The sequence below is a fragment of the Pseudomonas sp. KH_024_B2 genome (assembly GCF_057839965.1).
This window is the reverse complement of sequence record NZ_CM174502.1, coordinates 2,103,503-2,129,866: the sequence shown is the minus strand read 5'-3', so window position 1 is coordinate 2,129,866 and position 26,364 is coordinate 2,103,503. Positions and strand designations below refer to the sequence as shown.

The window sequence follows — 26,364 nt, the reverse complement described above, 5'->3', positions numbered from 1 at the left end:
AGCGCCACGGAACATATGCCATTGCGATTTACCGGATTACCGGCCTGCCTGGCCAACTCCAGCCCGATGATGATGTCGGGCTTTTTATTGCCTGCGAATCACGCGAAATCAGCCCAATCCCCCATAGGAGCTGCCGATAGATCTTTTGATCTTGACGTCCGCGCGAAAAATACATTGCCTGCGGCAGCTCGGTGGAAGTGCGTACCCCACACAAAACAGGCCGGCCGGTAGGCCGCCTCGGCGTGCTTTTGATCTACCCGCCCCTTCGGAAGGCCGAGTGGAGGTGTTCATCAGGGGACTGGCGCGCAGCGCCCCTTGGCGAAGCCGAGGACATCGCATGGAGGTCGTCGCGCAGCAGACCGGAGGGCGATGCCCCCTGATGGACACCGGAGCGAGGGAACACCGAGCCTTGGCGAGGTGCCGAACGCTTGGGGCGAAGACCTTTGCTTCCTTTGGGGCGTTTGCCAAAGGGAGGCGCCGTAAGGGCGAAACCCTAAGTGGCCGTTACCGCAGAAATGGATATGTACACCAGCAAGAGACAGGTCGGCTGTCAGGCCGCCTTCGCGGGCAAGCCCGCTCCCACATGGATTTGGGTACATCCGGGCTGTCAGGCCGCCTTCGCGAGCAAGCTCGGCTCCCACACTGGATTGGGGTACATCCGCGAGAGCCAGGCCGGCTGTCAGGCCGCCTTCGCGAGCAAGCTCGGCTCCCACATTTGATCTGGGTACATCTGCGGTGGTCAACTAATTCCAGACACCTCGATAGGTGGTTTCGACGCCATTGTCCGTTCGTAAACGGTCGGTGGTAGATATCCCAGTTTCGAGTGCAGCCGTTTGTTGTTGTAAAACCCAACGATGTACTCCGTGATGTCGCGGATCGCTTCGCCATGGTTGGCGTAATCACGTCGCCAGACCCGCTCCATTTTCAAGCTCAGGAAGAAGCGCTCCATCACCGAGTTATCCCAACAGTTACCTTTACGGCTCATGCTTTGCTGCATGTCATTTCGCGCCAGCAGCGCTCTGTAGCTCGCGCTGGCGTATTGGCTGCCACGGTCTGAGTGAGCGATCAGTCCCGGTGGTGGTTGACGCTGAGCAATGGCCAACTGCATCGCGCTACACACCAGCTCCGCCGGCATGTTCGGGGCCATGGACCAGCCGACAATTTTACGGGAGTACAAGTCCAGCACCACCGCCAGGTATAACCAGCCGCTGCGGGTCCGGATGTAGGTAATGTCAGCCACCCAAGCCTTGTTCGGCGCAGCGGGGTCAAACTGACGATTCAACACATTTTCGGCAATGGGCAGGTCATGATTGCTGTCAGTCGTATGGACGAACTTGCGCTTCCAGGCCGAACGCAGACCGTTGGCACTCATCAAACGGCGGATTTTATAAAGGCCGACCACCATGCCCTTGCCACGCAAAGCATCCCGCAACGGGCGGCTGCCGTAGCAACCACCACTTTCGACAAACGAGGCTTTGAGCTGAACCGTGATCGGGCACACAGATGCCGGCTCAGCAGCGCGTTTGTTGGCCTCATAGAAACCGGATCGACTGACGTTGAGTAACCGACAGACATGCGCAACCGAGTAAGCCTTCTGTTGCAACTGCCTGACCAGCCGATAGGTCATTTCAGTTCGCGGGCAAAGAAGGCGGTAGCCTTTTTTAAGATGTCATTGTCCATCTTAAGCTGGCGGTTTTCCTGCTCCAATTGCCGGATACGTTGTTGCTCAGTCGTCAGTGGTTTGCCGATACCGGTCTCTCCCAGTAGCTCAGCATCGTACTGACGCACCCAACGTCGAACAGCCGTCTCACCTAGATTCAAATCCAGGCAGACCTGTGGAACGGTCAGGCCTTGGTCCTTGATCATCCTAACGACTTGTAGCTTGAAGCTCTCGTCAAAAACTCTGCGTTTGTCGGTCATGAAAAACTCCTCGATAGATGTATTTTCCACCTATCGGGGTGTCTGGGGAAATTAGACCACTGCACATCCGCAAGAGACAGGCCGGCTGTCAGGCCGCCTTCGCGGGCAAGTCGGATCGCCGCACCGCCGCTCCCACAGGAAATCGGGTTTCAGGCGAGCGCCTTGAGTACTGCAGCAATGTCCTGCAAAACACTCGCTTCGCCCTTTTCGCCCCAATACAAAGCGATCATTTGCTTGTCAGCTTCGATCTTGAACACATTGGCCGGCAGTTTTTTGAAATGCTCCAGCAATACCTCGTCCTCGCAAATCTCCCGCCATTGATTGGCCCAGACGCCCGGCGCTGTCTGCCAATAAATCCAGCACGCTGCTTGAGCACTGCGTCGAGGTCGGTGGTATTGGGCACAAGGACTTGGCGGCTCCTGCTCCAGCCAGTGCGGCCATTCCTGAGGCGCCAGCTGCATGGCAAGGCCGATGCGCCGCGCCTCCATGCGCAGGGCCATCCGCCCGCTCTGATGGCGCGAAGGTCGCAACCAGGCCAAAGGGCTCAGAACCACCGCAAGGATTGACACCACTATCCAGACCGTCATATGTGTACTCCCGATTCTTGATGGGCGGATTGCGCCGTACTGAAACCAATCCGCTTGAAACCAGCCATACTTACCGATATCGCAATCCTCTGGAGTGCCTTCCATGCCCTATGAACACATCCTGGTCGCAGTCGACCTCACTGAAGAATGCGACCCCGTGATCAAGCGCGCTCGTGAGCTGTCAGTCAGCAGCGGCGCCAAACTGTCGCTGGTGCATATCGTCGAACCCATGGCCATGGCTTTTGGTGGCGATGTCCCCATGGACCTTTCGCAACTTCAGCAACAGCAGTTCGACCAGGCTAAAGAGCGACTCGATCGCCTGATCCTGAAGTACCCGGAGGCCAGCAAAGCCAACTGTCACCTGACTTACGGCCAACCGCGCCAGGAAATCCATCATCTGGCCAAGGAACAGGAATGCGACCTGATCGTCGTCGGCAGTCACGGCCGACATGGCCTGGCGCTGTTGCTTGGCTCCACGGCCAATGATGTGTTGCACGGCGCGCCTTGCGATGTGTTGGCAGTGCGACTGATCAAAAGCTGAACCAACTCTCAAGAACAACAAATATCCAATGTGGGAGCGACGGTGCGGCGATCCGACTTGCTCGCGATGAGGGCCGCACATTCAACATCAATGCCGACTGTCCTGCCGCTATCGCGAGCAAGCTCGCTCCCACAGGGGAAAGCATTCCATATGAAAAGCCCGGCGCTCATCACTGAACGCCGGGCTTTTTTATTGCCGATGGATCAATCAGGCATCCAGCTCGGCCCAACGCTCGACCAATACTTCGAGTTCAGCCTGCAATTGCTCCAATTGAGCGATTACCGCTGCTGTCTGCGCGGCAGGACGCTGATAGAAGCCCGCATCCGCCATTTCGACCTCAACACCAGCAATCTTCTGCTCCTTGGTTTCAATCTCGCCCGGCAAGGCTTCCAGCTCGCGCTGCAGCTTGTAACTGAGCTTTTTCCTGGCCGCAGGCGCTTCCTGAGCGGGAGCAGCCGTAGCAGCCGGTGCAACGACCGCGGAGTTCAGTTCGGCTTTGCCGGACTTGTTCTCGGTCACGCCCAACAGGCGCGGCGAACCGCCCTGACGCAGCCAGTCCTGGTAACCACCGACGTATTCACGCACCTTGCCTTCGCCTTCGAAGACCAGGGTGCTGGTGACCACGTTGTCGAGGAATGCCCGGTCGTGGCTGACCATCAATACGGTGCCCTGGAAGGTCAGCAAGACCTCTTCCAGCAGTTCGAGGGTTTCCACATCCAGGTCGTTGGTCGGTTCGTCGAGTACCAGCAGGTTGGCCGGTTTACTGAACAGCTTGGCCAGCAACAGACGGGCACGCTCACCACCGGACAGCGCCTTGACCGGCGTGCGGGCACGCTGCGGACTGAACAGGAAGTCGCCGAGGTAGCTCAGGACGTGGCGGCTCTGGCCGTCGATGTCGATAAAGTCGCGACCTTCGGCGACGTTGTCGATCACGGTCTTTTCCAGATCCAGTTGATGACGCAACTGGTCGAAGTAGGCCACGTCGATCCGCGTGCCCTCTTCGACCTTGCCGCTGGTTGGCTGCAAGCCGCTGAGCATCAGTTTCAGCAAGGTGGTCTTGCCGGTACCGTTGGCGCCCAGCAAACCGATACGGTCGCCGCGCTGCAGGACCATCGAGAAGTCCTTGATCAGGAACGGGCCGCCCGGATGAGCGAAGCTGACGTTCTCAAGGACCATGACCTGCTTGCCGGACTTGTCGGCGGTGTCCAGCAGAATGTTGGCCTTGCCGGTGCGCTCACGACGCTCGCTACGCTCTACACGCAGGGCTTTCAAGGCGCGCACGCGCCCTTCGTTACGGGTGCGACGGGCTTTGATGCCCTGACGAATCCACACTTCTTCCTGAGCCAGGCGCTTGTCGAACAAGGCGTTGGCGGTTTCTTCGGCGGCCAGAGTGGCTTCCTTGTGGACCAGGAAGCTGGCGTAGTCGCCGTTCCAGTCGATCAGGCCGCCACGGTCCAGCTCGAGGATCCGCGTCGCCAGGTTTTGCAGGAAGGAACGGTCGTGCGTGATGAACAGCACAGCGCCCTGGAAATCCTTCAGTGCCTCTTCGAGCCAGGCAATCGCACCGATGTCCAGGTGGTTGGTCGGTTCGTCGAGCAGCAGCAGATCCGGTTCGGAGACCAGCGCCTGAGCCAGCAGGACGCGACGACGCCAGCCGCCGGACAATTCGGCGAGGGTCTTGTCGGCCGGCAACTGCAGACGGCTCAGGGTGCTGTCCACCAATTGCTGCAGGCGCCAGCCGTCACGGGCTTCGAGGTCGTGCTGGACGTGCATCAGTTTGTCCAGGTCAGCGTCGGTGACGATGTTCTGGCTCAGGTGGTGATATTGCGCGAGCAGCTCGCCGACGCCATCCAGGCCTTCGGCAACCACGTCGAACACGGTCCGCTCGTCGGCCAGCGGCAATTCTTGCGGCAATTCGCCGATTTTGAGCCCTGGCGCGCGCCAGACGGAACCCTCATCGGGCTTCTGGTCACCTTTGACCAGCTTCATCATGCTGGATTTGCCAGTGCCGTTACGGCCGATGATGCACACCCGCTCACCACGGGCGATCTGCCAGGACACCTTGTCCAACAACGGCATAGCGCCGAAAGCAAGGGACACATCGCTGAATTTGAGCAGGGTCATGAGCTTCTCCAAAAACCGGGCGCGTATTCTACCTGACTTGAGGCCTCAGGCGGCCGGCAATTTCACCTTCACAACCTGCAAAACAACATTTAGCCAGAACTTGTACCGACAAGCCGGCAAAGCTTTCGCCGGCTGCGGGCAAAAGGCTAAGCTACAGATAATCAGTGTTGATACCGTCGGCACTTGTCACGATTTCTCTGCCCGGACGTCTCATGCGCAGCCGCATTTTCAGTTTTTTATCGTGTTTGCTTCTATCTGCCACCGCCGTTCAATCCGTCCAGGCTGCAGACCTGTCTCAACAACGCCAGTATTACGACGAAGCCAAGCGCGCCTTGGCCAAGGGTGATTCCGGCCCGTATTTCCGTTACAGCCAGGCGCTCAGGGATTATCCGCTGGAGCCCTACCTGGCCTACGACGAGCTGACCGCCCGACTGAAAACCGCCAGCAACGCCGAGATCGAGAAATTCCTCGCCGAACACGGTGACCTGCCGCAAGCCAACTGGATGAAACTGCGCTGGTTGCGCTGGCTGGCCGAGCGCGGCGACTGGCAACCCTTTGTTAAGTACTATGACCCCAAGCTCAATTTCACCGAACTGGACTGCCTGTATGGCCAATATCAACTGGGCCACAACCTCAAGGCTGAAGGCTATGCCAAGACTGAAAAACTCTGGCTGACCGGCAAATCCCAACCCGAAGCCTGCGACGCCCTGTTCGCCCAATGGGCCGCCGAAGGTCAGTTGACCGAGCAAAAACGCTGGCAACGCGCCAAGCTGGCCGCCGACGCCCGCAACTACCCGTTGGCCAACAGCCTGGTTCAAGGCCTGAGCACCCTCGCCCCGCAAGGCAGATTGCTGATCGACGTCGCTCAGAAACCGGAACTGCTCAGCCAACCGTCGCGCTTCACACCAGTCAATGAAGCCATGTCCGACGTGGTCGGCCTGGGTTTGCGCCGCCTGGCCCGCCAGGATCCAGACAATGCCATGAACCTGCTCGACGGCTATGCCAGCAGCATGCACTTCTCCCGTGACGAAAAAGTGGCAATCGCCCGGGAAATCGGCCTGACACTGGCCCGCCGTTTCGACAGCCGGGCCCTCGACGTGATGACCAAGTACGACCCGGAGCTGCGTGACAACACCGTCTCCGAATGGCGCCTGCGCCTGTTGCTGCGTCTGGCGCGCTGGGATGACGCCTATCAGTTGACCCGCAGACTGCCGCAGGACCTGGCCACCACCAACCGCTGGCGTTACTGGCAGGCCCGCAGCCTGGAGCTGGCCCAGCCGCAGAATCCGCAAGCGCTGGCGCTCTATAAAACCCTCGCTCATGAGCGTGACTTCTATGGCTTCCTCGCCGCCGACCGCGCACAGTCGCCGTATTCGCTGATCAACAAGCCCCTGGTGCTCAGCCAGGCGACCATCAACAAGGTCCGTAATACCCCGGGCGTGCGTCGCGCGCTGGAATTCCACGCCCGTGGGCAGATCGTCGACGGTCGCCGCGAGTGGTACCACGTGAGTCGCCACTTCAACCGCGACGAAATGGTCGCCCAAGCCAAACTGGCTTACGACCTGAAATGGTACTTCCCGGCGATCCGCACCATCAGCCAGGCGAAGTACTGGGATGATCTGGACATTCGTTTCCCGATGGCCCACCGCGAAACCCTGGTGCGTGAAGCCAAGGTTCGCGGCCTGCATTCGAGCTGGGTGTTCGCCATCACCCGCCAGGAAAGCGCGTTCATGGCCGACGCCCGCTCCGGCGTCGGTGCCACCGGTTTGATGCAACTGATGCCCGGCACGGCCAAGGAAACCGCACGCAAATTCAGCATCCCGCTGGCTTCGCCGCAGCAAGTGCTGGACCCGGACAAAAACATCCAGCTCGGCGCCGCCTACCTGAGCCAGGTCCACAGCCAGTTCAACGGTAACCGCGTACTCGCCTCCGCCGCCTACAACGCCGGCCCCAGCCGCGTGCGGCAATGGCTCAGAGGCGCCGACCACCTGAGCTTCGACGTCTGGGTTGAAAGCATCCCCTTCGACGAAACCCGCCAGTACGTGCAGAACGTGCTGTCCTACTCGGTGATCTACGGCCAGAAACTCAACTCGCCGCAGCCGCTGGTGGACTGGCATGAGCGGTATTTTGATGATCAATAACAGGTGAAACAGCTACAAGCTGCAAGCCTCAAGTGGTAAGCCGGTTAGTCTGAAACTGCAAGAAAATGCCCGCTTCGAGAGATGCGGGCATTTTCTTTGTGGTGTTTTACTTGGTCGGTTACTTAGACGGTTACTTGGTCGGTCCTGCTCTAATCAGCCTTTCTCCAGGGCCTCATGCCCATCACTAAACTGCAACGCTGCCAACCGCGCATACAGCGCATTGCTGGCGATCAACTCCTGATGGGTGCCGATCGCTACCAATTTCCCTTGATCCATCACTGCAATACGGTCAGCGTTTTTGACCGTGGCCAGGCGGTGGGCGATGACCAGGGTGGTGCGGTTTTTCATCAGGCTTGGTAGCGCTTGCTGGATCAGGTGTTCGCTTTGGGCGTCGAGGGCGCTGGTGGCTTCGTCCAGTAGCAGGATCGGCGCGTCGACCAGCAGGGCTCGGGCGATTGCCAGGCGTTGACGCTGGCCGCCGGAGAGACCGAGGCCCGCGTCGCCGAGGTGGGTCTGGTAGCCGTGGGGCATCTGCTCGATGAAGTCGTGGGCGTAGGCAATTTTTGCCGCTTCCTGCACCTGGGCCAGCGTCGCCGATGGGTTGCCGTAGCGGATATTCTCTTCGATGCTGCCAAAAAACAGCGCAGGGCTTTGCGACACCAGGGCGAAGCAGCGGCGCAGGTCCATGGGATCGAGCCGGGTCAGCGGGTGCCCATCCAGCAGGATGCGCCCCTGCGTCGGGTCGTAGAACCGCAGCAGCAGATCGTACACGGTTGATTTCCCGGCACCCGAGGGCCCGACCAGCGCCAGGGTTTCGCCGGCCTTGATGCTCAGGCTCAGACCATCGATGGCATAACTTTCCGGTCGGGACGGATAGGAGAAACGCAGATCCTGCAACACCAGATGACCTTCGACACGCTCCGGTAATTCGACCCGTCCGGTGATCGGCGCCTGGATGATGTTTTCCGAGCGCAGCAACTCTGCAATCCGTTCGGCGGCACCCGCCGCCCGCTGCAACTCGCCGATCACTTCGCTCAAGGTGCCAAAGGCGCCACCGACGATCAGGCTGTAGAAGACAAAGGCCGCCAGTTCACCACTGGAAATGCGCCCGGCGATCACGTCCATGCCACCGACCCAGAGCATCACCCCCACGGCACCGAGCACCAGAACGATCACCAGGGTAATCAGCCACGCACGCTGGACGATACGTTTGCGTGCAGTATCGAACGCCTCTTCAACCGTCGCCGCGAAGCGCTGTTCGTCCTGCACCTGATGGTTGTAGGCCTGCACGGTCTTGATCTGTCCAAGGGTTTCAGACACATAACTGCCGACATCGGCGATACGGTCCTGGCTCAAGCGCGACAGGCTGCGCACCCGGCGGCCGAAGATCAGGATCGGCACCAATACCAGCGGCAAGGCGACTACCACTATGCTGGTGAGTTTGGGATTGGTGATAAACAGCAGCACGATGCCGCCAATGACCATCAGCGCGTTGCGCAGGAACAGCGACAGTGACGAGCCGATCACCGATTGCAGCAGCGTGGTGTCGGCGGTCAACCGCGACTGGATCTCCGAGCTGCGGTTGTCCTCATAGAATCCCGGGTGCAGGTAGATCAAATGGTTGAACACTTGCCGGCGAATATCCGCCACGCAACGCTCGCCAATCCACGACACCAGATAGAAACGCACAAAAGTGCCCACCGCCAGCCCCATCACCAGCAACATAAACAAACCGATGGACTGGTTGAGCAAGTGCGGCGACCGGCTCATGAAGCCTTGATCCACCAAGAGGCGAATGCCCTGCCCCATGGACAAGGTGATGCCCGCCGTGACAATCAAGGCCAACAAGGCGCCGAACGCCTGCCAACGGTACGGCGCGATGAAATGTATCGCCAGACGGATCGCACGGCGTTGACGGGAGGAGAGCATGAAGATCATCCGATAGCACAACCAGAAGGGGTAAATGCAACCAGCCTACACCGTCCACCCGAAACGCTGTAAATCACAATGAGTCAGGTTAAATATGACCGCTGACCAAATCGGCCGTGCAAGCCTGGGGATTCTTCCATGGGGTCTAGCGGAGGGCGAATGCTGTTTCTTATATAGTTACACTCTGTTTATTTACAGAATGTCTGTATTCAAGCTCAACTACAAACGCCATAACGACGTGGTGTACTCCTGCAAGTACCAGGTTGTCTGGTGCCCCCAAGTACCGCAGAGCGGTTTTGGTCGACGGGGTCGAAAGAGATTATTCAGCAGGTCTGTATCGAACTGGAGTGTGAGCTGATCGAGCTTGAAGTAAGGTCCGACACATGCATCTGCTGCTCGAGGTGGATCCTCAGTTCGGGATTCATCGACTGATCAAACAGGTCAAGAGCCGGTCCTCACGGCTGTTGCGCTCGGAATTCGGCTTCTTGAAGTCCCGCTTGCCCACCTTTTGGACGAATAGCTACTTCGTGTCCACGGTGGGCGGTGCGCCCCTCGAAGTCATCAAACAGTACATCGAGCAGCAAAAAACCGTATGAAAAAGGCCTCGACGCCCAGCTTCGTCATCACCCTGCCGCTGGTCGCCAAAGGCCGCGACGTGGCCGTGATGCGCAAGCGGTTCGAGGCCGGGCGTCGACTCTACAATGCGCTGCTCGCCGAAGGCCTGCGTCGACTCTCGGCGATGCGCCGCGACCCACAATGGACAGGCCTTCGAGAGGAAAAGCAGCTCATCACCCGACGCGCCGCCTACCGGGCGCTGCGGGTTCACTACGGTTTTTCGGAGTACGCGCTTTCAGCGTTTGGTACTGCACTGAAAAACCGCCTGTGGCGCGATCACCTCGGCGCTCACGAGCCGCAAACCCTCGCCAAACGGGTGTTTTCAGCGCTCGATCAGTACAGCTTCAAGAAGCGCGGATTGCCGCGGTTCAAGGGCCGCCAGCGTCCCCTGCGCTCTCTGGAAGGAAAGAGCCCGGCCTCGGCCATTCGCTACCAGCCAGAGACCGGCAGCCTGCTATGGGCCGGTCTGGTGCTGGCGGCGATGCTTCCGGCACCGGGCCAAGACCCGTACCTCGACGACGCCTTGAAGAACCGGGTGAAGTTCTCACGGGTGCTGTGGCGCAACCTCAACGGCAAAATCCGCTATTACCTCCAGCTCACCCTCGAGGGGCAAGCTCCGGCTACCTGCCAGTCGGTGAACGCCACGGGCGGTCTGGATATTGGCCCTTCGACCGTCGCCAGTTTCAGCAATTGCGGTGCGGCGTTGTCGGGCTTCTGTCCGGGCATAGCGCCTTGCGCCAAGACCCTTCGCCGCCTGCAGCGTAAAGTCGACCGCTCGGTGCGCAGCACCAACCCGGAATGCTTTGATGAGGCTGGCCGCTGGATCAAAGGCCGGCGCGCCACGGTGAGATCCAGGCGCTTACGCAATCTGCGCCAGCGGATCGCCAACACTGAGCGAACCCAGCAGGCTCGTCGGCAAAACGAGCACGGTCAATTGGTGAACCACCTTCTCACGCAGGCCAATACCTGGCATATCGAAAAACTGTCGTATAAGGCTTTCCAGAAGCGGTTCGGAAAGTCGGTCAAAAATCGCGCCCCGGGCTATTTCGTCAATCACCTGAAACGCAAGGCTGAAAGTGCTGGCGGCAAGGTGGCGGAACTGAATACCTGGGTGCTGAAAATGTCGCAGTACGATCACTGCACCGAGACCTGCACGAAGAAACCGCTGTCGCAGCGCTGGCATGTGCTGGGCGATGGCCGCGGGATTGTTCAGCGGGATGTGTACTCGGCGCTGTTGGCGTTCTGCACCGATGGCAACACCCATAATCCCTCCAGCATCGCCAAGGCGCTGGCAGCTCAGGAGTCTGTGCTGCGACGTACCGGGTTATGGAAACGCCAATCTGCGAGCGCCGTGGCAACTGCCCCGGCCCCGGCTTAGGCCGGCAGAGCGGATGGTACGTCAAAGAAGGATGGCATCCGGTTACAGCAGGCAACTGCCTGAAACCCCGGTTGATTCACCTTCAGAACCCCCTGGTTTTATCCATGGGGAGACTCAGAATAGAGCCTAGATGTTATTGATCTAACCCTTGGCTGGAAATCCAAGGGTATTTCTGCTCGACTAACGATGTCGCCTGGAGATCCTGTAGGGCGTTGTCACAGCGTGGTCACGTAGCGGTTTTAAGATAGGTGCACAACCTGATGAGGAGACAGGCCATGTCCTTGCAACACAGCAGCGATGACAAAATTGAAGTGATCCGCACCCAGCCAGGTCAATCTCTGGGTTGCTCGATTATCGACGCTCAAGGGCGCGAAGTACCGATCACTGAAGACATGATCCAGGACGCTTGCCGCGAAGTGGAGCAACTATTGGTCAAGCCTGCCAAGCAAGACTGATACATAGCCTCATAGCCTCATGTCCTCTTGACCCGGCCTTGATGCCGGGTTTTTTATGGCTGCTGTTTTGGTGGTCGCTGCGCGACCATTCGCGGGCAAGCCCGCTCCCACAGGTTAGGTGGTGTTCTTGTGGGAGCGGGCTTGCCCGCGAAGAAGCCAACTCAGTCTTGAGTGGATACAGCCCCAAGTGCCGCGACGATCTGCTGCAATGCCGGCGACTCCCCTTTGATCCTTACCGTCAACCCATCAATCTCCCGCCGCTCCGGATAATGCTTGCGCAAGGCATCGAACGCGGCGCGCTGCTCTTGCACGCTGCCCACCAGGCTGCGCCGAAAATCCGCATCGTCACGGCGCGGGTCGTAAACACCGCGGCACAACATGGCCAGTACCCAGGCCGGGTCGCTATTGGCATTGAGGCTGACTTCAGCCAGCCACGGCGCGGGCAACAAGTCATCGAGACTGACTTGAAGCGCCCGCCCCTGATATTCGCAAAACGCCTGATAGATCTGCGCCGTACCGCGCTGTTTGCCATCGAGGCTGTAACCGGCGATATGTGGGGTAGCAATCACGCACAGATCGGCCAGGGCGACGTCGACTTGCGGCTCGGCCTCCCAGACATCCAGCACTGCCTGCAGGTCTTCACGCTGCAGTAGCACTTCGCGCAGGGCCACGTTATCCACTACCGGACCACGGCTGGCATTGATCAGCCAGGTGCCGGACTTGAGTTGGTTCAAACGAGTTTTATCGAACAAGTGCCAAGTGGGCAGATCGCTGTTTTTGCTGAGCGGAGTGTGCAGACTGATGACGTCGCATTGCTCGATAATCTGTTCCAGGCTGACGTAATCACCCCCTTCAGCGGCTTGCCGTGGCGGATCGCAGACCAGCACGTTCCAGCCCAGGCCACGCAGCACCTTGATCAACCGACCACCCACTTCACCGGCACCGACCACACCATAGGTGCGCTGGGTCAGGTCAGTGCCTTCGATTTCCGCCAACGTCAGCAGACTACCAAGCACGTAGTCGACCACGCCGCGAGCGTTACAGCCCGGAGCGCTGGACCAGGTGATACCGGCCTGCTGGAAGTAATCGAGATCCAGGTGATCGGTGCCGATGGTGCAGGTGCCGACAAAGCGCACGTTGCTGCCTTCGAGCAGTGCACGGTCGACGTTGGTCACCGAGCGCACCAGCAGCACATCGGCCTGTTCGATGGCGGCGCGGTCGATGGAGCGTCCCGGCAAGCGGCGGATTTCGCCGAAGCCCTCAAAGAAGGCATCGAGCAGCGGAATATTTTCGTCGGCAACAATCAGCATGGCAGGCTCCTTTCGCGGAGCCGCAGTGTAGGCGTAGAACACGGTACTGGGCCAGCAGGCTTTGAAACACAGGGTTCTGATACAAAGAAAATCCAATGTGGGAGCGAGCTTGCTCGCGAAGAGGCCGTGTCAGTCGACATCAATGTTGAATGTCAGTCCGCATTCGCGAGCAAGCTCGCTCCCACACAGGATTTGTACAACTTTGGAGATTGACCTCCCCTCGTCAGCGTCACACCCCGAACCGCCAATTGACGATTACAAATCCCCAACACAGGAATTTTCCTGACCATTGCGTCAAGGCGTAGAATGCGTCGCCTTGCGCATCAAACCCCCTGGACGCTTCGCTTGTGAATTCCGTGACTGACAACCCCTCTGCTACTTCCCTCAACCGCCCTGCCCGGGTTCGTCTCGAGCTGCGCAATCTGCTCGGTCTGGCCTTGCCGATCATGATCGCGCAGTTGGCGACCACCGCCATGGGCTTCGTCGATGCGGTCATGGCCGGTCGCGTCGGGCCGCGGGATCTGGCGGCGGTGGCGTTGGGCAACTCGATCTGGGTGCCGGTGTTCCTGCTGATGACCGGCACGCTGCTGGCGACGACGCCGAAAGTCGCGCAGCGCTTCGGGGCCGGCACTCACGGCGAGATCGGCCCGATTGTGCGCCAGGCATTATGGCTGGCGTTGGTGGTCGGGTTGCTGGCGACGCTGATCCTGTTCAGTGCCGAGCCGGTTCTGCATGTCATGAAGGTCGATCCCGAACTGATCGGCCCTTGCATGGAATACCTGCGCGGCATCGCCACCGGGTTGCCGGCGGTTGCGCTCTACCATGTGCTGCGCTGCTTCAGTGATGGCCTTGGCCGCACCCGCCCGAGCATGGTGCTTGGACTCTGCGGGCTGGCGTTGAATATTCCGCTCAACTACGTGTTCATCTACGGCCACTTCGGTGTACCGGCCATGGGCGGTGTCGGTTGTGGCTGGGCCACGGCGATCGTGATGTGGGTGATGATGCTCGGCATGGCGGGCTGGACCCGCTGGGCGCCAGTGTATCAATCGAGTCAACTGTTCAGCCGTTTCGACTTCCCGCAATGGGTGGTGATCAAGCGTCTGCTGAGCATCGGCCTGCCGATCGGCATCGCAGTATTCGCTGAATCGAGCATTTTCGCGGTAATCGCCCTGTTGATCGGCAGCCTCGGCGCCACCGTGGTCGCCGGGCATCAGATTGCCCTGAATTTCAGCTCGCTGGTGTTCATGATCCCCTATTCCCTGGGGATGGCCGTGACCGTGCGGGTCGGCCAGGCACTGGGGCGCGAAGAGCCCCGTGAAGCGCGTTTTGCCGCGGGCGTCGGCATGGGCACCGCACTGGCCTATGCCTGTGTTTCCGCGAGCATGATGTTGTTGCTGCGCGAGCACATCGCGACGATCTACACCGCTGACCCAATGGTGATTCAGGTCGCGTCGATGCTGATCATCTACTCGGCGTTGTTCCAGTTCTCGGATGCGATTCAGGTGACAGCGGCCGGTGCCTTACGCGGTTATCAGGACACGCGGGTGACGATGATCCTGACGCTGTTCGCCTACTGGGGGATTGGCCTGCCGGTGGGTTACGCCCTCGGCCTGACCGACTGGTTCGGCGCTGCCAGCGGCCCGAGCGGACTGTGGCAAGGCTTGATCGTGGGCCTGAGTTGCGCGGCGCTGATGCTGTCGATCCGCCTGACGCGCAGCGCGCGCAAACGGATCCGGATCAGCCGTTCGACGGGTTAATCGAGCTTCTTGCGAATCCAGTACAGATAGGTGCCAGATTCTTCCTGCTGTTCAACCAGTTCGTGGTCGAGAAACACACAAAACTTGGGAATATCGCGACGGGTCGACGGATCGGTAGCGATCACCTTGAGCAGGCCGCCGGGCACCAGGTCACGGATGTGCTGGTGCAGCATCATCACCGGTTCCGGGCAGTTGAGGCCGGTGGCGTCGAGGGTGCCGTCCACCGGCGTATCGATCATTTCACTCATGGTTTACTCCTGAAACTGGCCGGCATTGTCGCGCAAAGCGGGGTGTTCAGTCATCTGTTGCCTAACGCCGTCCCTTGTGGGAGCGAGCTTGCTCGCGATGAGGCCGTATCAGTCGACATCAATGTTGAATGTCAGTCCGCATTCGCGAGCAAGCTCGCTCCCACATTGGTCCGTGTGAATTATCGGGATTTCGGTTTCTTTACATCGAACCGCCGCAGGTGGCAGGTCACTTCTTCGCGGTCGTGATACAGCTGCTTACAGCCAATGTCGACGCGAATACCGCGTTCCTTGAAACCTTCTTCAATGCGCTCGAGCAGGCGCTTCACTTCCGCATAGCGCTGCTTCATCGGCAACTTCAGGTTGACCACCGCTTCCCGGCAATGCCCCTCGCCGATCCAGGTTTCCAGCAGCGCCGCGTTACGTGCGGGCTTCTCGACGATATCGCAGACCATCCAGTCCACCGGCTGCTTGGGCTTGAAGGTGAAACCGTCAGCCATCAAGTGCTGAACCAGCCCGGTGTCCATCAAGCTCTCGGCCATCGGGCCGTTGTCGATGGCGGTCACCAGCATCCCGCGATTGACCAGTTGCCAGGTCCAGCCGCCCGGTGCAGCCCCCAGATCGACGCCGGTCATGTCGCTGTGCAGACGTTCGTCCCACTGATCGCGGGGGATGAAGTGATGCCAGGCCTCTTCCAGCTTCAGCGTCGACCGGCTTGGCGCTTCACGGGGGAACTTCAAGCGTGGAATGCCCATCGGCCACATCGCCGAGTTGTTGCTCTCAGCCAGACCGAGAAACACTTCGCGACCGCTTTTAAAGGTCAGCAGCAAGCGCGGCTTGCTGGCGTCTTCCACCAGCTTGCCGGCGTTGGTCAGCGCCTTGCGCAGCGGGCCTTCGAACTTCTTGCAGAAATTCGACAGCTCCTTGCCGTCGTTGGTGTCCACTACTTCCAGCCACAGGCTGCCGCAGGTCGGGAACGCCGCCATTTGGGCAAGGATCACGCTGATGCGGTCAGTTTCCGGCAAGTCGATAAACATGCCCCGCGCCCATTGGCGCGGGAAGATCAGCTCGGCAAAACGCTGACCGCGCATCAGCCGTTCGGCGCCGTCGTCTTCGGTGCAGACAAACTCGGCGCAGGCGCTGCCAGTCTTGGCCTTGGCATATCCGGCCACATTCAGACGCGCGGCGTGTTCGGATATCTCGGAACAGACTTCGCCTTCGAAGCCCGGCCGGCAATGCATAAAGAGGGTGTTCATTAATACTCCTGGGCAGCTGGCGAAGAATTCAGCCACTGCGCGACGCCCAGGCTTGCTCTGAAGCAAAGCCTGTCACGAAAACCGGCGCATGATAGCCGAGTTCGCAACCCTGGACGTGTCCATAGAGTCCGGTTATTAGCCAGATCCCCCAATCAGAGCTAGGTTTAAGGCTCTGCCTGTCCCGTCAGGTCCGTCGCCGTGCGGACTAAAAGGAGCCCTTCAATGCCGTCCCTCGATAGCCTGAAAACTCTTAAAACATTAAAGGTCGACGACAAGACCTACCACTACTTCAGCCTCCCGGAAGCCGCCAGATCCCTCGGCGACCTCGACCGGTTGCCGATGTCGTTGAAAGTCCTGCTGGAAAACCTGCTGCGCTGGGAAGACGAAAAAACCGTCACCGGCGCCGACCTCAAGGCTCTCGCGGCCTGGCTCAAGGAGCGCCGCTCCGACCGGGAAATCCAGTACCGTCCGGCACGGGTGCTGATGCAAGACTTCACCGGCGTCCCCGCAGTGGTCGACCTGGCCGCCATGCGCGCCGCCATGGCCAAGGCTGGCGGCGATCCGCAGCGGATCAACCCGCTGTCACCGGTGGATCTGGTGATCGACCACTCGGTGATGGTCGACAAGTTCGCCAGCCCAAGCGCCTTTGGAGAGAACGTTGACATCGAAATGCAGCGCAACGGCGAACGTTATGCCTTCCTGCGTTGGGGCCAGAACGCCTTCGACAATTTCAGCGTGGTGCCACCGGGCACCGGCATCTGTCACCAGGTCAACCTCGAATACCTCGGCCGCACAGTCTGGACCAAAGACGAAGACGGCCGCACTTATGCCTTCCCGGACACCTTGGTCGGTACCGATTCCCACACCACCATGATCAACGGCCTCGGTATCCTCGGCTGGGGCGTTGGCGGTATCGAAGCGGAAGCGGCCATGCTTGGCCAACCGGTGTCGATGCTGATTCCGGAAGTGATCGGCTTCAAGCTGATCGGCAAGCTCAAGGAAGGCATCACCGCCACCGACCTGGTGCTGACCGTCACGCAGATGCTGCGCATGAAAGGCGTGGTCGGCAAATTCGTCGAGTTCTATGGCGACGGCCTCGCCGACTTGCCATTGGCGGACCGCGCGACCATCGCCAACATGGCCCCGGAATACGGCGCTACCTGCGGATTTTTCCCGGTCGATGACATCACCCTGGACTACCTGCGCTTGTCCGGGCGCTCGACTGAAACGGTGAAACTGGTGGAGGCCTACAGCAAGGCTCAAGGCCTGTGGCGCTTGCCCGGCAAAGAACCGCTCTTCACCGATAGCCTGGCGCTCGATTTGAGCAGCGTCGAAGCCAGTCTGGCCGGGCCGAAACGCCCACAAGACCGGGTCTCGCTGCCGAATGTCGGCAAGGCTTTCGACGACTTTCTCGGTCTGCAATTCAAACCCACCAGTAAGGATGAAGGCCGCCTGGAAAGCGAAGGCGGTGGCGGTGTCGCGGTGGGCAGCGCCGATCTGATCGGCGAAGCGGACTACCACGTCGAAGGCCAGACCTACCGCTTGAAAAACGGCGCAGTGGTGATTGCCGCCATCACCTCCTGCACCAACACCTCCAACCCCAGCGTGATGATGGCGGCCGGGCTGCTGGCGAAAAAAGCCGTGGAGAAAGGCCTCACGTGCAAACCCTGGGTCAAGACGTCCCTGGCACCCGGCTCGAAAGTGGTCACCGACTACTACAAGGCCGCTGACTTGACCCAATACCTCGATCGACTGGGTTTTGCCCTGGTCGGTTATGGCTGCACCACCTGCATCGGCAACTCCGGGCCTTTGCCGGAGCCGATCGAACAAGCCATCCTGCAGGCGGATCTGACCGTCGCCTCGGTATTGTCCGGCAACCGTAACTTCGAGGGCCGTGTCCATCCGCTGGTGAAAACCAACTGGCTGGCGTCGCCGCCGCTGGTGGTGGCCTATGCCCTGGCCGGCAGCGTGCGGATCGACATCAGCAGCCACTCGCTGGGTGTCGGCACGGATGGCCAGCCGGTGTACTTGCGGGACATCTGGCCCACCAGTAAGGAAATCGCCGACGCGGTGACCCAGGTCAGCACCAAAATGTTCCACAAGGAATACGCCGAAGTGTTTGCCGGTGACGACCAGTGGCAAGCCATCGAAGTCCCGCAAGCAGCGACCTATGTCTGGCAGCAAGACTCTACGTATATCCAGCACCCGCCATACTTCGACGACATCGCCGGCCCTTTGCCGGTGATCGCAGACATCAAGGGCGCCCGAGTGTTGGCGCTGCTCGGCGACTCGGTGACCACCGACCACATCTCCCCTGCCGGCAACATCAAGTCCGATAGCCCGGCCGGCAGCTACCTGCGCGGACTGGGTGTGGAACCGAGAGACTTCAACTCCTACGGCTCACGCCGCGGCAACCATGAAGTGATGATGCGCGGCACCTTCGCCAACATCCGCATCCGCAACGAAATGCTCGGCGGCGAAGAAGGCGGCAACACCCTTTACATTCCCACCGGCGAGAAACTGCCCATCTACGATGCGGCCATGCGTTATCAGGCTGCCGGCACCCCGCTGGTGGTGATTGCGGGGCAAGAATACGGCACCGGCTCGAGCCGCGACTGGGCGGCCAAGGGCACCAATCTGCTGGGCGTCAAAGCGGTGATCGCCGAGAGTTTCGAGCGCATTCACCGCTCCAACCTGGTGGGCATGGGCGTGCTGCCATTGCAGTTCAAGCTCGATCAGAACCGCAAGAGCCTGAAACTGACCGGAAAGGAAACTCTGGATATTCGGGGCCTGACCGGGGTCGCGTTGCAACCGCGGATGAATCTCAGCGTGGTGATCACCCGCGAAGACGGCAGCAGCGAGAAGGTCGAAGTGCTATGCCGGATCGACACATTGAATGAAGTCGAGTACTTCAAGGCAGGAGGGATTCTGCATTACGTGTTGCGGCAGTTGATTGCGTCGTAAGGAGCTGAAACAGAACACCGCCTTCGGGCGGTGTTTTCGTTTGGCTGGCGGGTAGATAATTGCGCCCTTCAAACTGTAGGAGCGAGCTTGCTCGCGATGGACTCAAGGACAACGCGTTTATTCAGAAAACACGCGTTATCGTTAACGTCCATCGCGAGCAAGCTCGCTCCTACAGGGCATTGGGGGTAAGCCCCTCGCCACAAAAGCTCCCTCAAGCACAAGGACTTCACATGACTGCACTGCCATGGATATATCTGGCACTCCTCTCCATTGGCTACAGCCTTGCACTATTCGCCGGACAACTGGAAGTGCAAGCGCTGATCACCATCGCCTTGCTGCTGCTCGCCGGTTTTGCCGTGCGCCAGCAAAAGAGCCGTTATGGCCGCTATCTCGGTCACGGCTTGTTCGTGGTACTGGCCCTCGCGCTGGCGATGCACCGGCTACCGGGCTTCTACAATGGCGGCGTCATCGGCCCGCAGGTGTTCACCGATGATGCCGTGCCGTTCTCGATGTACCTCAATCTGGACAAACCGCTGATTGGCTTCTGGCTGTTGCTGGTGTGCCCCTGGATTGTCGGCAGGCGCCCTCTGCGCCTTTCGCTGTACGCGAGCGCCCTGGCCTTGCCCCTGAGTGCACTGGTCGCTCTCGGCGGCGCCGTGTTGCTGGGCATTATCCATTGGGACCCCAAGTGGCCACCCCAGGCCTGGCTGTGGGTATTCAATAACCTGCTGCTGGTGTCCCTGGTCGAGGAAGCCTTGTTCCGGGGCTATATTCAGGGCGGCTTGAGTCGGCGCTTCAAACGGCTGCCCTATGGCGAAAATCTTGCCCTGATGTGCGCGGCATTACTTTTCGGCCTGGCGCATTTTGGCGCTGGCTGGCAATGGGTATTGCTGGCTGGTATTGCCGGGGCTGGCTACGGCCTGGCGTATCGTTTTGGCGGGCTGGCGGCGGCGATTGCCACCCATTTCGGGCTGAACCTGCTGCACTTCGCTCTGTTCACCTACCCGATGCTTGCGTAGTGCTTTTTGCAGAAGTAAAAAAAACTTAATAAACCCCCGCCACGGCCGACAAACTGTCAAAGCCTTGCGGATTGAAAAAGCCATGCGTAATAACCAGCCCATCACACAACGCGAACGTACCTTCCCGGCTCAGCAACGGTTGATTTCCACCACCGATGCCAAAGGCTTGATCACCTACTGCAACGATGCGTTCGTTGAAGTCAGTGGTTATTCCCGTGAAGAACTGGTCCGTGCACCGCACAATCTCGTACGTCATCCGGATGTCCCGGCGGCGGTGTTTGCGCACATGTGGGACACTCTGAAACAAGGCTTGCCATGGATGGGCATTGTCAAGAATCGCTGTAAAACCGGTGACCACTACTGGGTCAACGCCTATGTCACGCCGGTTTTCGAAGGCAATCAGGTGGTCGGTTACGAGTCGGTGCGGGTCAAACCCACCGCCGAACAGATCCGTCGCGCCGAAGCGCTCTACCAACGCATCAACCAAGGCAAGTCGGCGGTTCCTTCTTCCGATAAATGGCTGCCGGTGCTGCAGGATTGGCTGCCGTTCATTCTGGTCAGCCAGCTGAGTTTCATGATTGGCGCCACGCTTAACTCGCAATGGGGGTTTGCCCTGGCCGCCGGGCTCTCGGTGCCGTTGGGCTTGATGGGTTTGAGCTGGCAACAACGTGGCCTCAAGCGCTTGCTGCGCCTGGCGGAGCAAACCACCTCGGACCCGCTGATCGCGCAAATGTACACCGACAGCCGCGGTGCTCAGGCACGCCTGGAGATGTCCATTCTCAGCCAGGAAGCACGCCTGAAAACCTGCCTGACCCGTCTGCAGGACACCGCCGAGCATCTGAACGAACAAGCCCGCCAATCCGACACCCTGGCCCATAAGAGCTCCTCCGGGCTTGAGCGCCAGCGGGTCGAGACCGAGCAAGTGGCAACCGCTGTGAACCAGATGGCTGCCACCACTCAGGAAGTCGCCAGCCACGTCCAGCGCACCGCCGACGCTACACAGGAAGCCAATCGCCTGACCCGTCGCGGTCGCGACATCGCCGGCGAAACCCGCGAAGCCATCCAGCGTCTGTCGATGGTGGTCGGTGAGACGGGCGCCACGGTGACCCAACTGGCCAAGGACAGCGACGAAATCGGCGGTGTGGTGGATGTGATCAAAGGCATCGCCGACCAGACCAACCTGCTGGCCTTGAACGCCGCCATCGAAGCGGCTCGCGCCGGGGAAATGGGTCGCGGTTTCGCGGTGGTTGCCGATGAAGTACGGCAACTGGCGCAACGCACCAGCGAGTCCACCGGGCAGATCCACAGCCTGATCGCCAAGCTGCAGCAGACCGCCAGCACCGCCGTGCAAACCATGGACGCTGGCCATCGCCAGGCCGAAGAAGGTGTAGCGCGGGTACTCGAGGCCGACAAGGCGCTGGTGGGCATCAGCGAAGCGGTGGCCAACATCACCGACATGACCACCCAGATCGCCGCTGCTACCGAAGAACAAAGCGCAGTCGCCGAAGAAATCAGCCGCAATATCAGCAACATTTCACAGCTTGCCGATCAGACTTCGGAACAGGCTCAGCACTCGGCGCTGCTGAGTGAAGAGCTGACCAAGACCGCGAATACCCAGTATTCATTGGTGGAGCGGTTTAACCGCTGATTGCTGCTGGAAGGACAAAAACCCGGGAGGTGAAAACTTCCGGGTTTTTTATTATCCCTCCGAAAATTTGTTGCCTGTGAGGCCGCCATCGCGGGCAAGCCCGCTCCCACAGTGAACTGCGGTGTGGCTTGATTTTGTGATCGACACGAAACCCTGTGGGAGCGGGCTTGCCCGCGAAGAGGCCCTATGCAGCACAGCAAACATCACTGAAGGAGTGACACAACCTGCTGTGCCGCTACCGCCAAATGCTGCTCATGGCTAAACCCCGAAGCCTTCAACGGCTTCAAATCATGATCCCCCGCCACCAGCCAGAACATCTCGATGTTCGGTGACAACGTGTAAGCCTCAACCGCCGCCCGACTGCCCAACGCATCCCGCTCGCCCTGAACGATCAACGTCCGCGTCATTAGCGCAGCCAAATGTTCGACCCGAGGTTTCTCCGGTTTGCCGACGGCATAAAACGGATAACCGAGGCACACCAGCGCATCCGCTTCCAGCTCATCAGCTAAAAGACTGGCCATGCGCCCGCCCATGGACTTGCCGCCAATGGCCAGACGCCCAGCGACATGGCGTCGCACCACGGCATACACCTCACGCCAGCATTCCAGCAGTTTAGGCGCCGGGTTCGGTGGACGTTTACCGCCATCGACACGCCGTTGCGCCATGTACGGAAACTCGAAGCGCAGCACGTTGACGCCTTGATCGGCGAGGCGTACAGCCATGTCGTTCATCCAGCCGCTGTCCATCGGAGCACCGGCGCCATGGGCGAGTATCAGCGTCGCCGATGCCGGCACCGAGGCGGCATTCCACAGCCATCCATGATCGCGCACACACTGCGCCCATTGATCCCCGTCAATACTGGCCTTGTGCTCTTTGTCCATGCTTGCCTCGCTTTTAGTCTGCCTATAACTCCAGTCAAAGGGGCTGTCTGCCTTGCGCAAACGCCCTCACTTCGGCTGAACCGTGGATGGGGAACCATGAACACTTCTATCAGTACCGCCTACAACTACAAGGTGGTCCGCCAATTCGCCATTATGACGGTGGTGTGGGGCATCGTCGGCATGGGGCTCGGGGTTTTTCTCGCTGCCCAATTGGTCTGGCCCGAACTCAACTTCAATCTGCCCTGGACCAGCTTCGGTCGCCTGCGCCCGCTGCACACCAATGCGGTGATCTTCGCTTTTGGCGGCTGCGCCTTGTTCGCCAGTTCTTTCTATTCGGTGCAACGTACTTGCCAGACCCGCTTGTTTGCTCCCGCAATTGCCGCGTTCTGCTTCTGGGGCTGGCAACTGGTGATCCTGCTGGCGGCGATCAGCTTGCCGCTGGGCTACACCAGTTCCAAGGAATACGCCGAGCTGGAATGGCCGATCGATATCCTGATCACCATCGTCTGGGTCGCCTACGCCATCGTGTTCTTCGGCACGATCATGCAGCGCAAGACCAAACACATCTACGTCGGTAACTGGTTCTTCGGTGGATTTATCATCACCGTGGCGATCCTGCACATCGTCAACAACCTGGAATTGCCGGTCAGCCTGACCAAGTCCTACTCGGTGTACGCCGGGGCGACCGACGCCATGGTGCAATGGTGGTACGGCCATAACGCCGTAGGCTTCTTCCTGACTGCCGGTTTCCTCGGGATGATGTACTACTTCGTGCCGAAACAGGCCGAACGCCCGGTGTATTCCTATCGCCTGTCGATCGTGCATTTCTGGGCGCTGATCACCCTGTACATCTGGGCCGGTCCCCACCACTTGCACTACACCGCGCTACCGGACTGGGCGCAGTCGCTGGGCATGGTGATGTCGCTGATCCTGCTGGCACCGAGCTGGGGCGGGATGATCAACGGCATGATGACCCTCTCCGGCGCCTGGCATAAGTTGCGCAGCGACCCGATCCTGCGCTTCCTGGTGGTCTCGCTGGCGTTCTACGGCATGTCGACCTTCGAAGGTCCGATGATGGCGATCAAAACGGTCAACGCGCTGTCTCACTACACCGACTGGACCATTGGCCACGTTCACGCCGGCGCTCTGGGCTGGGTGGCGATGATCTCGATCGGCGCGCTGTACCACATGATCCCGAAAATCTTCGGCCGTCCGGCCATGCACAGCATCGGCCTGATCAATGCGCACTTCTGGCTCGCCACCATCGGCACTGTTTTGTACATCGCCTCGATGTGGGTCAACGGTATCGCTCAGGGCTTGATGTGGCGCGCAGTCAATGAAGACGGCACGCTGACCTACTCCTTCGTCGAAACCCTGGTGGCCAGCCATCCAGGCTTCGTCGTGCGACTGGTAGGCGGCGCGATCTTCTTCAGCGGCATGTTGCTGATGGCCTACAACACCTGGCGCACCGTTCGCGCTGCCGAGCCTGCCGAAGTCGCCGCCGCGGCGCAGATGGCCTGAGGAGTCCGCCATGAAACACGAAACAATCGAGAAAAACGTCGGCCTGCTACTGCTGTTGATGGTGTTGGCCGTCAGCATCGGCGGCCTGACCCAGATCGTCCCACTGTTCTTTCAGGACGTGACCAACAAACCGGTCGAAGGCATGAAGCCCTACACCGCGCTGCAGCTGGAAGGTCGCGACATCTATATCCGCGAAGGCTGCGTCGGTTGCCACTCGCAGATGATCCGTCCGTTCCGCGCCGAGACCGAACGCTACGGCCACTACTCGGTAGCCGGGGAAAGCGTCTGGGATCACCCGTTCCTCTGGGGCTCCAAGCGCACCGGTCCGGACCTGGCCCGGGTCGGCGGCCGTTACTCCGAAGACTGGCACCGCGCGCATTTGTATAACCCGCGCAACGTCGTGCCGGAGTCGAAGATGCCCGCTTATCCATGGCTGGTAGCCAATCAGCTCGACAGCAGCCACACCGAAACCAAGCTGCGCGCCATGCGTACCCTCGGCGTGCCCTACACCGACGCCGATATTGTCGGCGCCACCGAGACGCTCAAGGGCAAGACCGAGATGGACGCGCTGGTCGCTTACCTGCAAGTGCTTGGCACTGCGATCAAGAGCAAGAGGTGAGCCATGGGTTTTGAACTCGATAGTGGAATGATCCGCGGCCTCGGCACGCTGGTGGTGATGATCGCCTTCATCGGTCTGTCGCTCTGGGTGTTCAACGCCAGGCGCAATCCGGAATTTGCCGAAGCACGCCTGTTGCCCTTTGCCGATGAACCGCTGCCCGACACTAAAAACGACGCAACTGCGACAAGGAGCATTCGGCCATGACCACGTTCTGGAGTACGTACATCTGCGTACTGACCATTGGCAGCCTGATCGGTCTGACCTGGCTGTTGATTGGTACGCGCAAGGGCGAAACCAAGGGCAGTGTCGACCAGACCATGGGCCACAGCTTCGACGGCATCGAGGAGTACGACAATCCGTTGCCGCAATGGTGGTTCATGCTGTTCGCCGGCACGTTGGTGTTTGCCGTGGGTTATTTGATCCTCTACCCCGGTCTGGGCAACTGGAAAGGCGTCCTGCCGGGCTATGAAGACGGCTGGACGGGTGTGCATGAGTGGGAAAAGGAAATGGACAAGGCCAACGCCAGATTCAGCCCGATCTTCGCCAAATTCGCGGCCATGCCCCTGGAAGACGTCGCCAAAGACCCGCAAGCATTGAAGATGGGCGGTCGCCTGTTTGCCTCCAACTGCGCGGTTTGTCATGGCTCGGATGCCAAGGGCGCGTTCGGCTTCCCCAACCTCGCCGACAGCCACTGGCGCTGGGGCGGCAACGCCGACACGATCAAGACCACTATCATGGGCGGTCGTATGGCGGCCATGCCGGGCTGGGGTGAAATCCTCGGTGAAGACGGCGTGAAGAATGTCGCCGCTTATGTGCGTCACGGCCTGGCCGGTCTGCCATTGCCGGCTGACAGTACTGCCGACCTGCAAGCCGGACAGCAAGTGTTCAGCACCTCCTGCGTAGCTTGTCACGGAGCAAACGGGCAAGGCACCGAAGCCATGGGCGCACCGAACCTGACGCAACCGGGCGGTTTTATCTACGGCACCAGCCTGGCGCAGCTGCAGCAGACCATTCGCCATGGCCGCCAAGGCCATATGCCGGCGCAGACCGAGTTGCTCGGCAATGACAAGGTGCAGCTGCTGGCGGCCTATGTGTTCAGCCTGTCCCACAGCACTGATGAAAAGGAGCGCGCTGTCAGCAAAAGCGACTGACCGGTAACTGTTTCGCTGTCGCATCCGCTCAGGATGCGGCAGTTCCCTGCCTCTACGCGACCAAGTGTCGCACCCTCCAAAGGTCCGTCTTCCCGATCCCGGGATTCAGGTCTAAGCTTGCCCGTTAGTGGACTGGCAGCTGTCGGTCACAGGCCAACTGTAACCGATGGGTTCGACGATTCTGCTCGATGACAGGCCGCAAAGGCTGGTTTATACCGGCTGTCGTGCAAGTAACCGCCTGCCACCTGATCTCCTCGTTTCAACACACCCAGTTACATCTAACCTGTCCCCCTCGCCCTGCGA

20 protein-coding genes and 1 pseudogene are annotated in these 26,364 nt (G+C 59.9%); 13 read left to right on the top strand and 8 right to left on the bottom strand.

Annotated elements, in window-relative coordinates; genetic code table 11:
• Positions 1–739 precede the first annotated feature (739 nt).
• A protein-coding gene (locus AC3I0A_RS09955; RefSeq protein WP_489372800.1) for an IS3 family transposase occupies positions 740–1,920 on the bottom strand; the annotation gives its coding sequence in 2 pieces (ribosomal slippage) (positions 740–1,656 and positions 1,656–1,920; 1,182 coding nt in all).
• 149 nt (positions 1,921–2,069) lie between these two features.
• Positions 2,070–2,507 carry a hypothetical protein gene (locus AC3I0A_RS09950; RefSeq protein WP_489378463.1) on the bottom strand — a complete coding sequence of 146 codons (438 nt, stop codon included), beginning with the start codon at positions 2,505–2,507 and terminating at the stop codon, positions 2,070–2,072.
• A gap of 103 nt (positions 2,508–2,610) precedes the next feature.
• Here AC3I0A_RS09950 and AC3I0A_RS09945 point away from each other — a divergent pair, with 103 nt between their 5' ends.
• Positions 2,611–3,048 carry a universal stress protein gene (locus tag AC3I0A_RS09945; protein ID WP_489360528.1) on the top strand — a complete coding sequence of 146 codons (438 nt, stop codon included), beginning with the start codon at positions 2,611–2,613 and terminating at the stop codon, positions 3,046–3,048.
• A 207-nt stretch (positions 3,049–3,255) separates the two neighbouring features.
• Here AC3I0A_RS09945 and AC3I0A_RS09940 read toward each other — a convergent pair whose 3' ends face one another.
• Entirely contained in the window at positions 3,256–5,172 is a 1,917-nt protein-coding gene (locus tag AC3I0A_RS09940) for an ATP-binding cassette domain-containing protein (protein WP_489377549.1), read from the bottom strand.
• A 212-nt stretch (positions 5,173–5,384) separates the two neighbouring features.
• Between AC3I0A_RS09940 and AC3I0A_RS09935 the strand changes: the two genes are divergently transcribed.
• A complete protein-coding gene (locus tag AC3I0A_RS09935; RefSeq protein WP_489377548.1) occupies positions 5,385–7,313 on the top strand; it encodes a transglycosylase SLT domain-containing protein in 1,929 nt (642 codons plus the stop codon).
• A 153-nt stretch (positions 7,314–7,466) separates the two neighbouring features.
• On the opposite strand, the gene AC3I0A_RS09930 is transcribed toward AC3I0A_RS09935, so the two are convergent.
• Positions 7,467–9,251: an ABC transporter transmembrane domain-containing protein gene (locus tag AC3I0A_RS09930; protein WP_489377547.1), complete on the bottom strand. Its 1,785-nt coding sequence runs from the start codon at positions 9,249–9,251 to the stop codon at positions 7,467–7,469.
• 190 nt (positions 9,252–9,441) lie between these two features.
• Here AC3I0A_RS09930 and tnpA point away from each other — a divergent pair.
• The 3 genes and pseudogenes from tnpA (at position 9,442) to AC3I0A_RS09915 (ending at position 11,690) form a co-directional block, all read left to right on the top strand.
• Positions 9,442–9,838 (top strand): annotated as a pseudogene (tnpA, locus tag AC3I0A_RS09925) (IS200/IS605 family transposase).
• Positions 9,835–11,235 (top strand): nuclease/transposase family protein, encoded by a 1,401-nt coding sequence (locus AC3I0A_RS09920; RefSeq protein WP_489377546.1) that lies wholly within the window; start codon positions 9,835–9,837, stop codon positions 11,233–11,235. The pseudogene tnpA and the gene AC3I0A_RS09920 overlap by 4 nt, the downstream one beginning before the upstream one ends.
• Positions 11,236–11,510: 275 nt before the next feature.
• Entirely contained in the window at positions 11,511–11,690 is a 180-nt protein-coding gene (locus tag AC3I0A_RS09915) for a PA1571 family protein (protein ID WP_489377545.1), read from the top strand.
• Positions 11,691–11,851: 161 nt separating this feature from the next.
• Here the strand turns inward: AC3I0A_RS09915 and pdxB are convergent, their stop codons facing one another.
• Positions 11,852–13,000, bottom strand: coding sequence for a 4-phosphoerythronate dehydrogenase PdxB (pdxB, locus tag AC3I0A_RS09910; RefSeq protein WP_489377544.1), 1,149 nt, complete (start codon positions 12,998–13,000; stop codon positions 11,852–11,854).
• A gap of 347 nt (positions 13,001–13,347) precedes the next feature.
• On the opposite strand from pdxB, the gene AC3I0A_RS09905 reads away from it, so the two are divergent.
• Complete coding sequence (locus tag AC3I0A_RS09905) at positions 13,348–14,757, top strand: MATE family efflux transporter (protein WP_489377542.1); 1,410 nt, start codon at positions 13,348–13,350, stop codon at positions 14,755–14,757.
• On the opposite strand, the gene tusA is transcribed toward AC3I0A_RS09905, so the two are convergent.
• Positions 14,754–15,005 (bottom strand): sulfurtransferase TusA, encoded by a 252-nt coding sequence (gene tusA, locus AC3I0A_RS09900; protein ID WP_489377541.1) that lies wholly within the window; start codon positions 15,003–15,005, stop codon positions 14,754–14,756. The two genes, AC3I0A_RS09905 and tusA, sit on opposite strands and share 4 nt — an antisense overlap.
• Positions 15,006–15,184: 179 nt before the next feature.
• Positions 15,185–16,258, bottom strand: a complete 1,074-nt coding sequence (gene rlmM / locus AC3I0A_RS09895) for a 23S rRNA (cytidine(2498)-2'-O)-methyltransferase RlmM (protein WP_489377540.1) — start codon at positions 16,256–16,258, stop codon at positions 15,185–15,187.
• A 222-nt stretch (positions 16,259–16,480) separates the two neighbouring features.
• Between rlmM and acnA the strand changes: the two genes are divergently transcribed.
• The 3 genes from acnA (at position 16,481) to AC3I0A_RS09880 (ending at position 21,889) form a co-directional block, all read left to right on the top strand.
• Positions 16,481–19,222: an aconitate hydratase AcnA gene (gene acnA, locus AC3I0A_RS09890; protein WP_489377539.1), complete on the top strand. Its 2,742-nt coding sequence runs from the start codon at positions 16,481–16,483 to the stop codon at positions 19,220–19,222.
• Positions 19,223–19,452: 230 nt separating this feature from the next.
• Positions 19,453–20,241 carry a CPBP family intramembrane glutamic endopeptidase gene (locus AC3I0A_RS09885; protein WP_489377537.1) on the top strand — a complete coding sequence of 263 codons (789 nt, stop codon included), beginning with the start codon at positions 19,453–19,455 and terminating at the stop codon, positions 20,239–20,241.
• Positions 20,242–20,323: 82 nt separating this feature from the next.
• Positions 20,324–21,889 carry a methyl-accepting chemotaxis protein gene (locus AC3I0A_RS09880; protein WP_489377535.1) on the top strand — a complete coding sequence of 522 codons (1,566 nt, stop codon included), beginning with the start codon at positions 20,324–20,326 and terminating at the stop codon, positions 21,887–21,889.
• Positions 21,890–22,092: 203 nt separating this feature from the next.
• Here AC3I0A_RS09880 and AC3I0A_RS09875 read toward each other — a convergent pair whose 3' ends face one another.
• On the bottom strand, positions 22,093–22,770 hold the full coding sequence (locus AC3I0A_RS09875; protein WP_489377534.1) for an alpha/beta family hydrolase: 678 nt from the start codon (positions 22,768–22,770) through the stop codon (positions 22,093–22,095).
• Between the two features lie 96 nt (positions 22,771–22,866).
• On the opposite strand from AC3I0A_RS09875, the gene ccoN reads away from it, so the two are divergent.
• The 4 genes from ccoN to ccoP are packed head-to-tail and all read left to right on the top strand — an operon-like array spanning position 22,867 to position 26,061.
• Entirely contained in the window at positions 22,867–24,291 is a 1,425-nt protein-coding gene (gene ccoN / locus AC3I0A_RS09870) for a cytochrome-c oxidase, cbb3-type subunit I (RefSeq protein WP_489377533.1), read from the top strand.
• A gap of 10 nt (positions 24,292–24,301) precedes the next feature.
• Positions 24,302–24,910: a cytochrome-c oxidase, cbb3-type subunit II gene (gene ccoO, locus AC3I0A_RS09865; protein ID WP_489377532.1), complete on the top strand. Its 609-nt coding sequence runs from the start codon at positions 24,302–24,304 to the stop codon at positions 24,908–24,910.
• Positions 24,911–24,913: 3 nt separating this feature from the next.
• Positions 24,914–25,114 carry a cbb3-type cytochrome oxidase subunit 3 gene (locus AC3I0A_RS09860; protein ID WP_489377531.1) on the top strand — a complete coding sequence of 67 codons (201 nt, stop codon included), beginning with the start codon at positions 24,914–24,916 and terminating at the stop codon, positions 25,112–25,114.
• Positions 25,111–26,061 carry a cytochrome-c oxidase, cbb3-type subunit III gene (gene ccoP / locus AC3I0A_RS09855; RefSeq protein WP_489377530.1) on the top strand — a complete coding sequence of 317 codons (951 nt, stop codon included), beginning with the start codon at positions 25,111–25,113 and terminating at the stop codon, positions 26,059–26,061. Before AC3I0A_RS09860 ends, ccoP begins: the two co-directional genes overlap by 4 nt.
• The last annotated feature ends 303 nt before the right edge of the window (positions 26,062–26,364 follow it).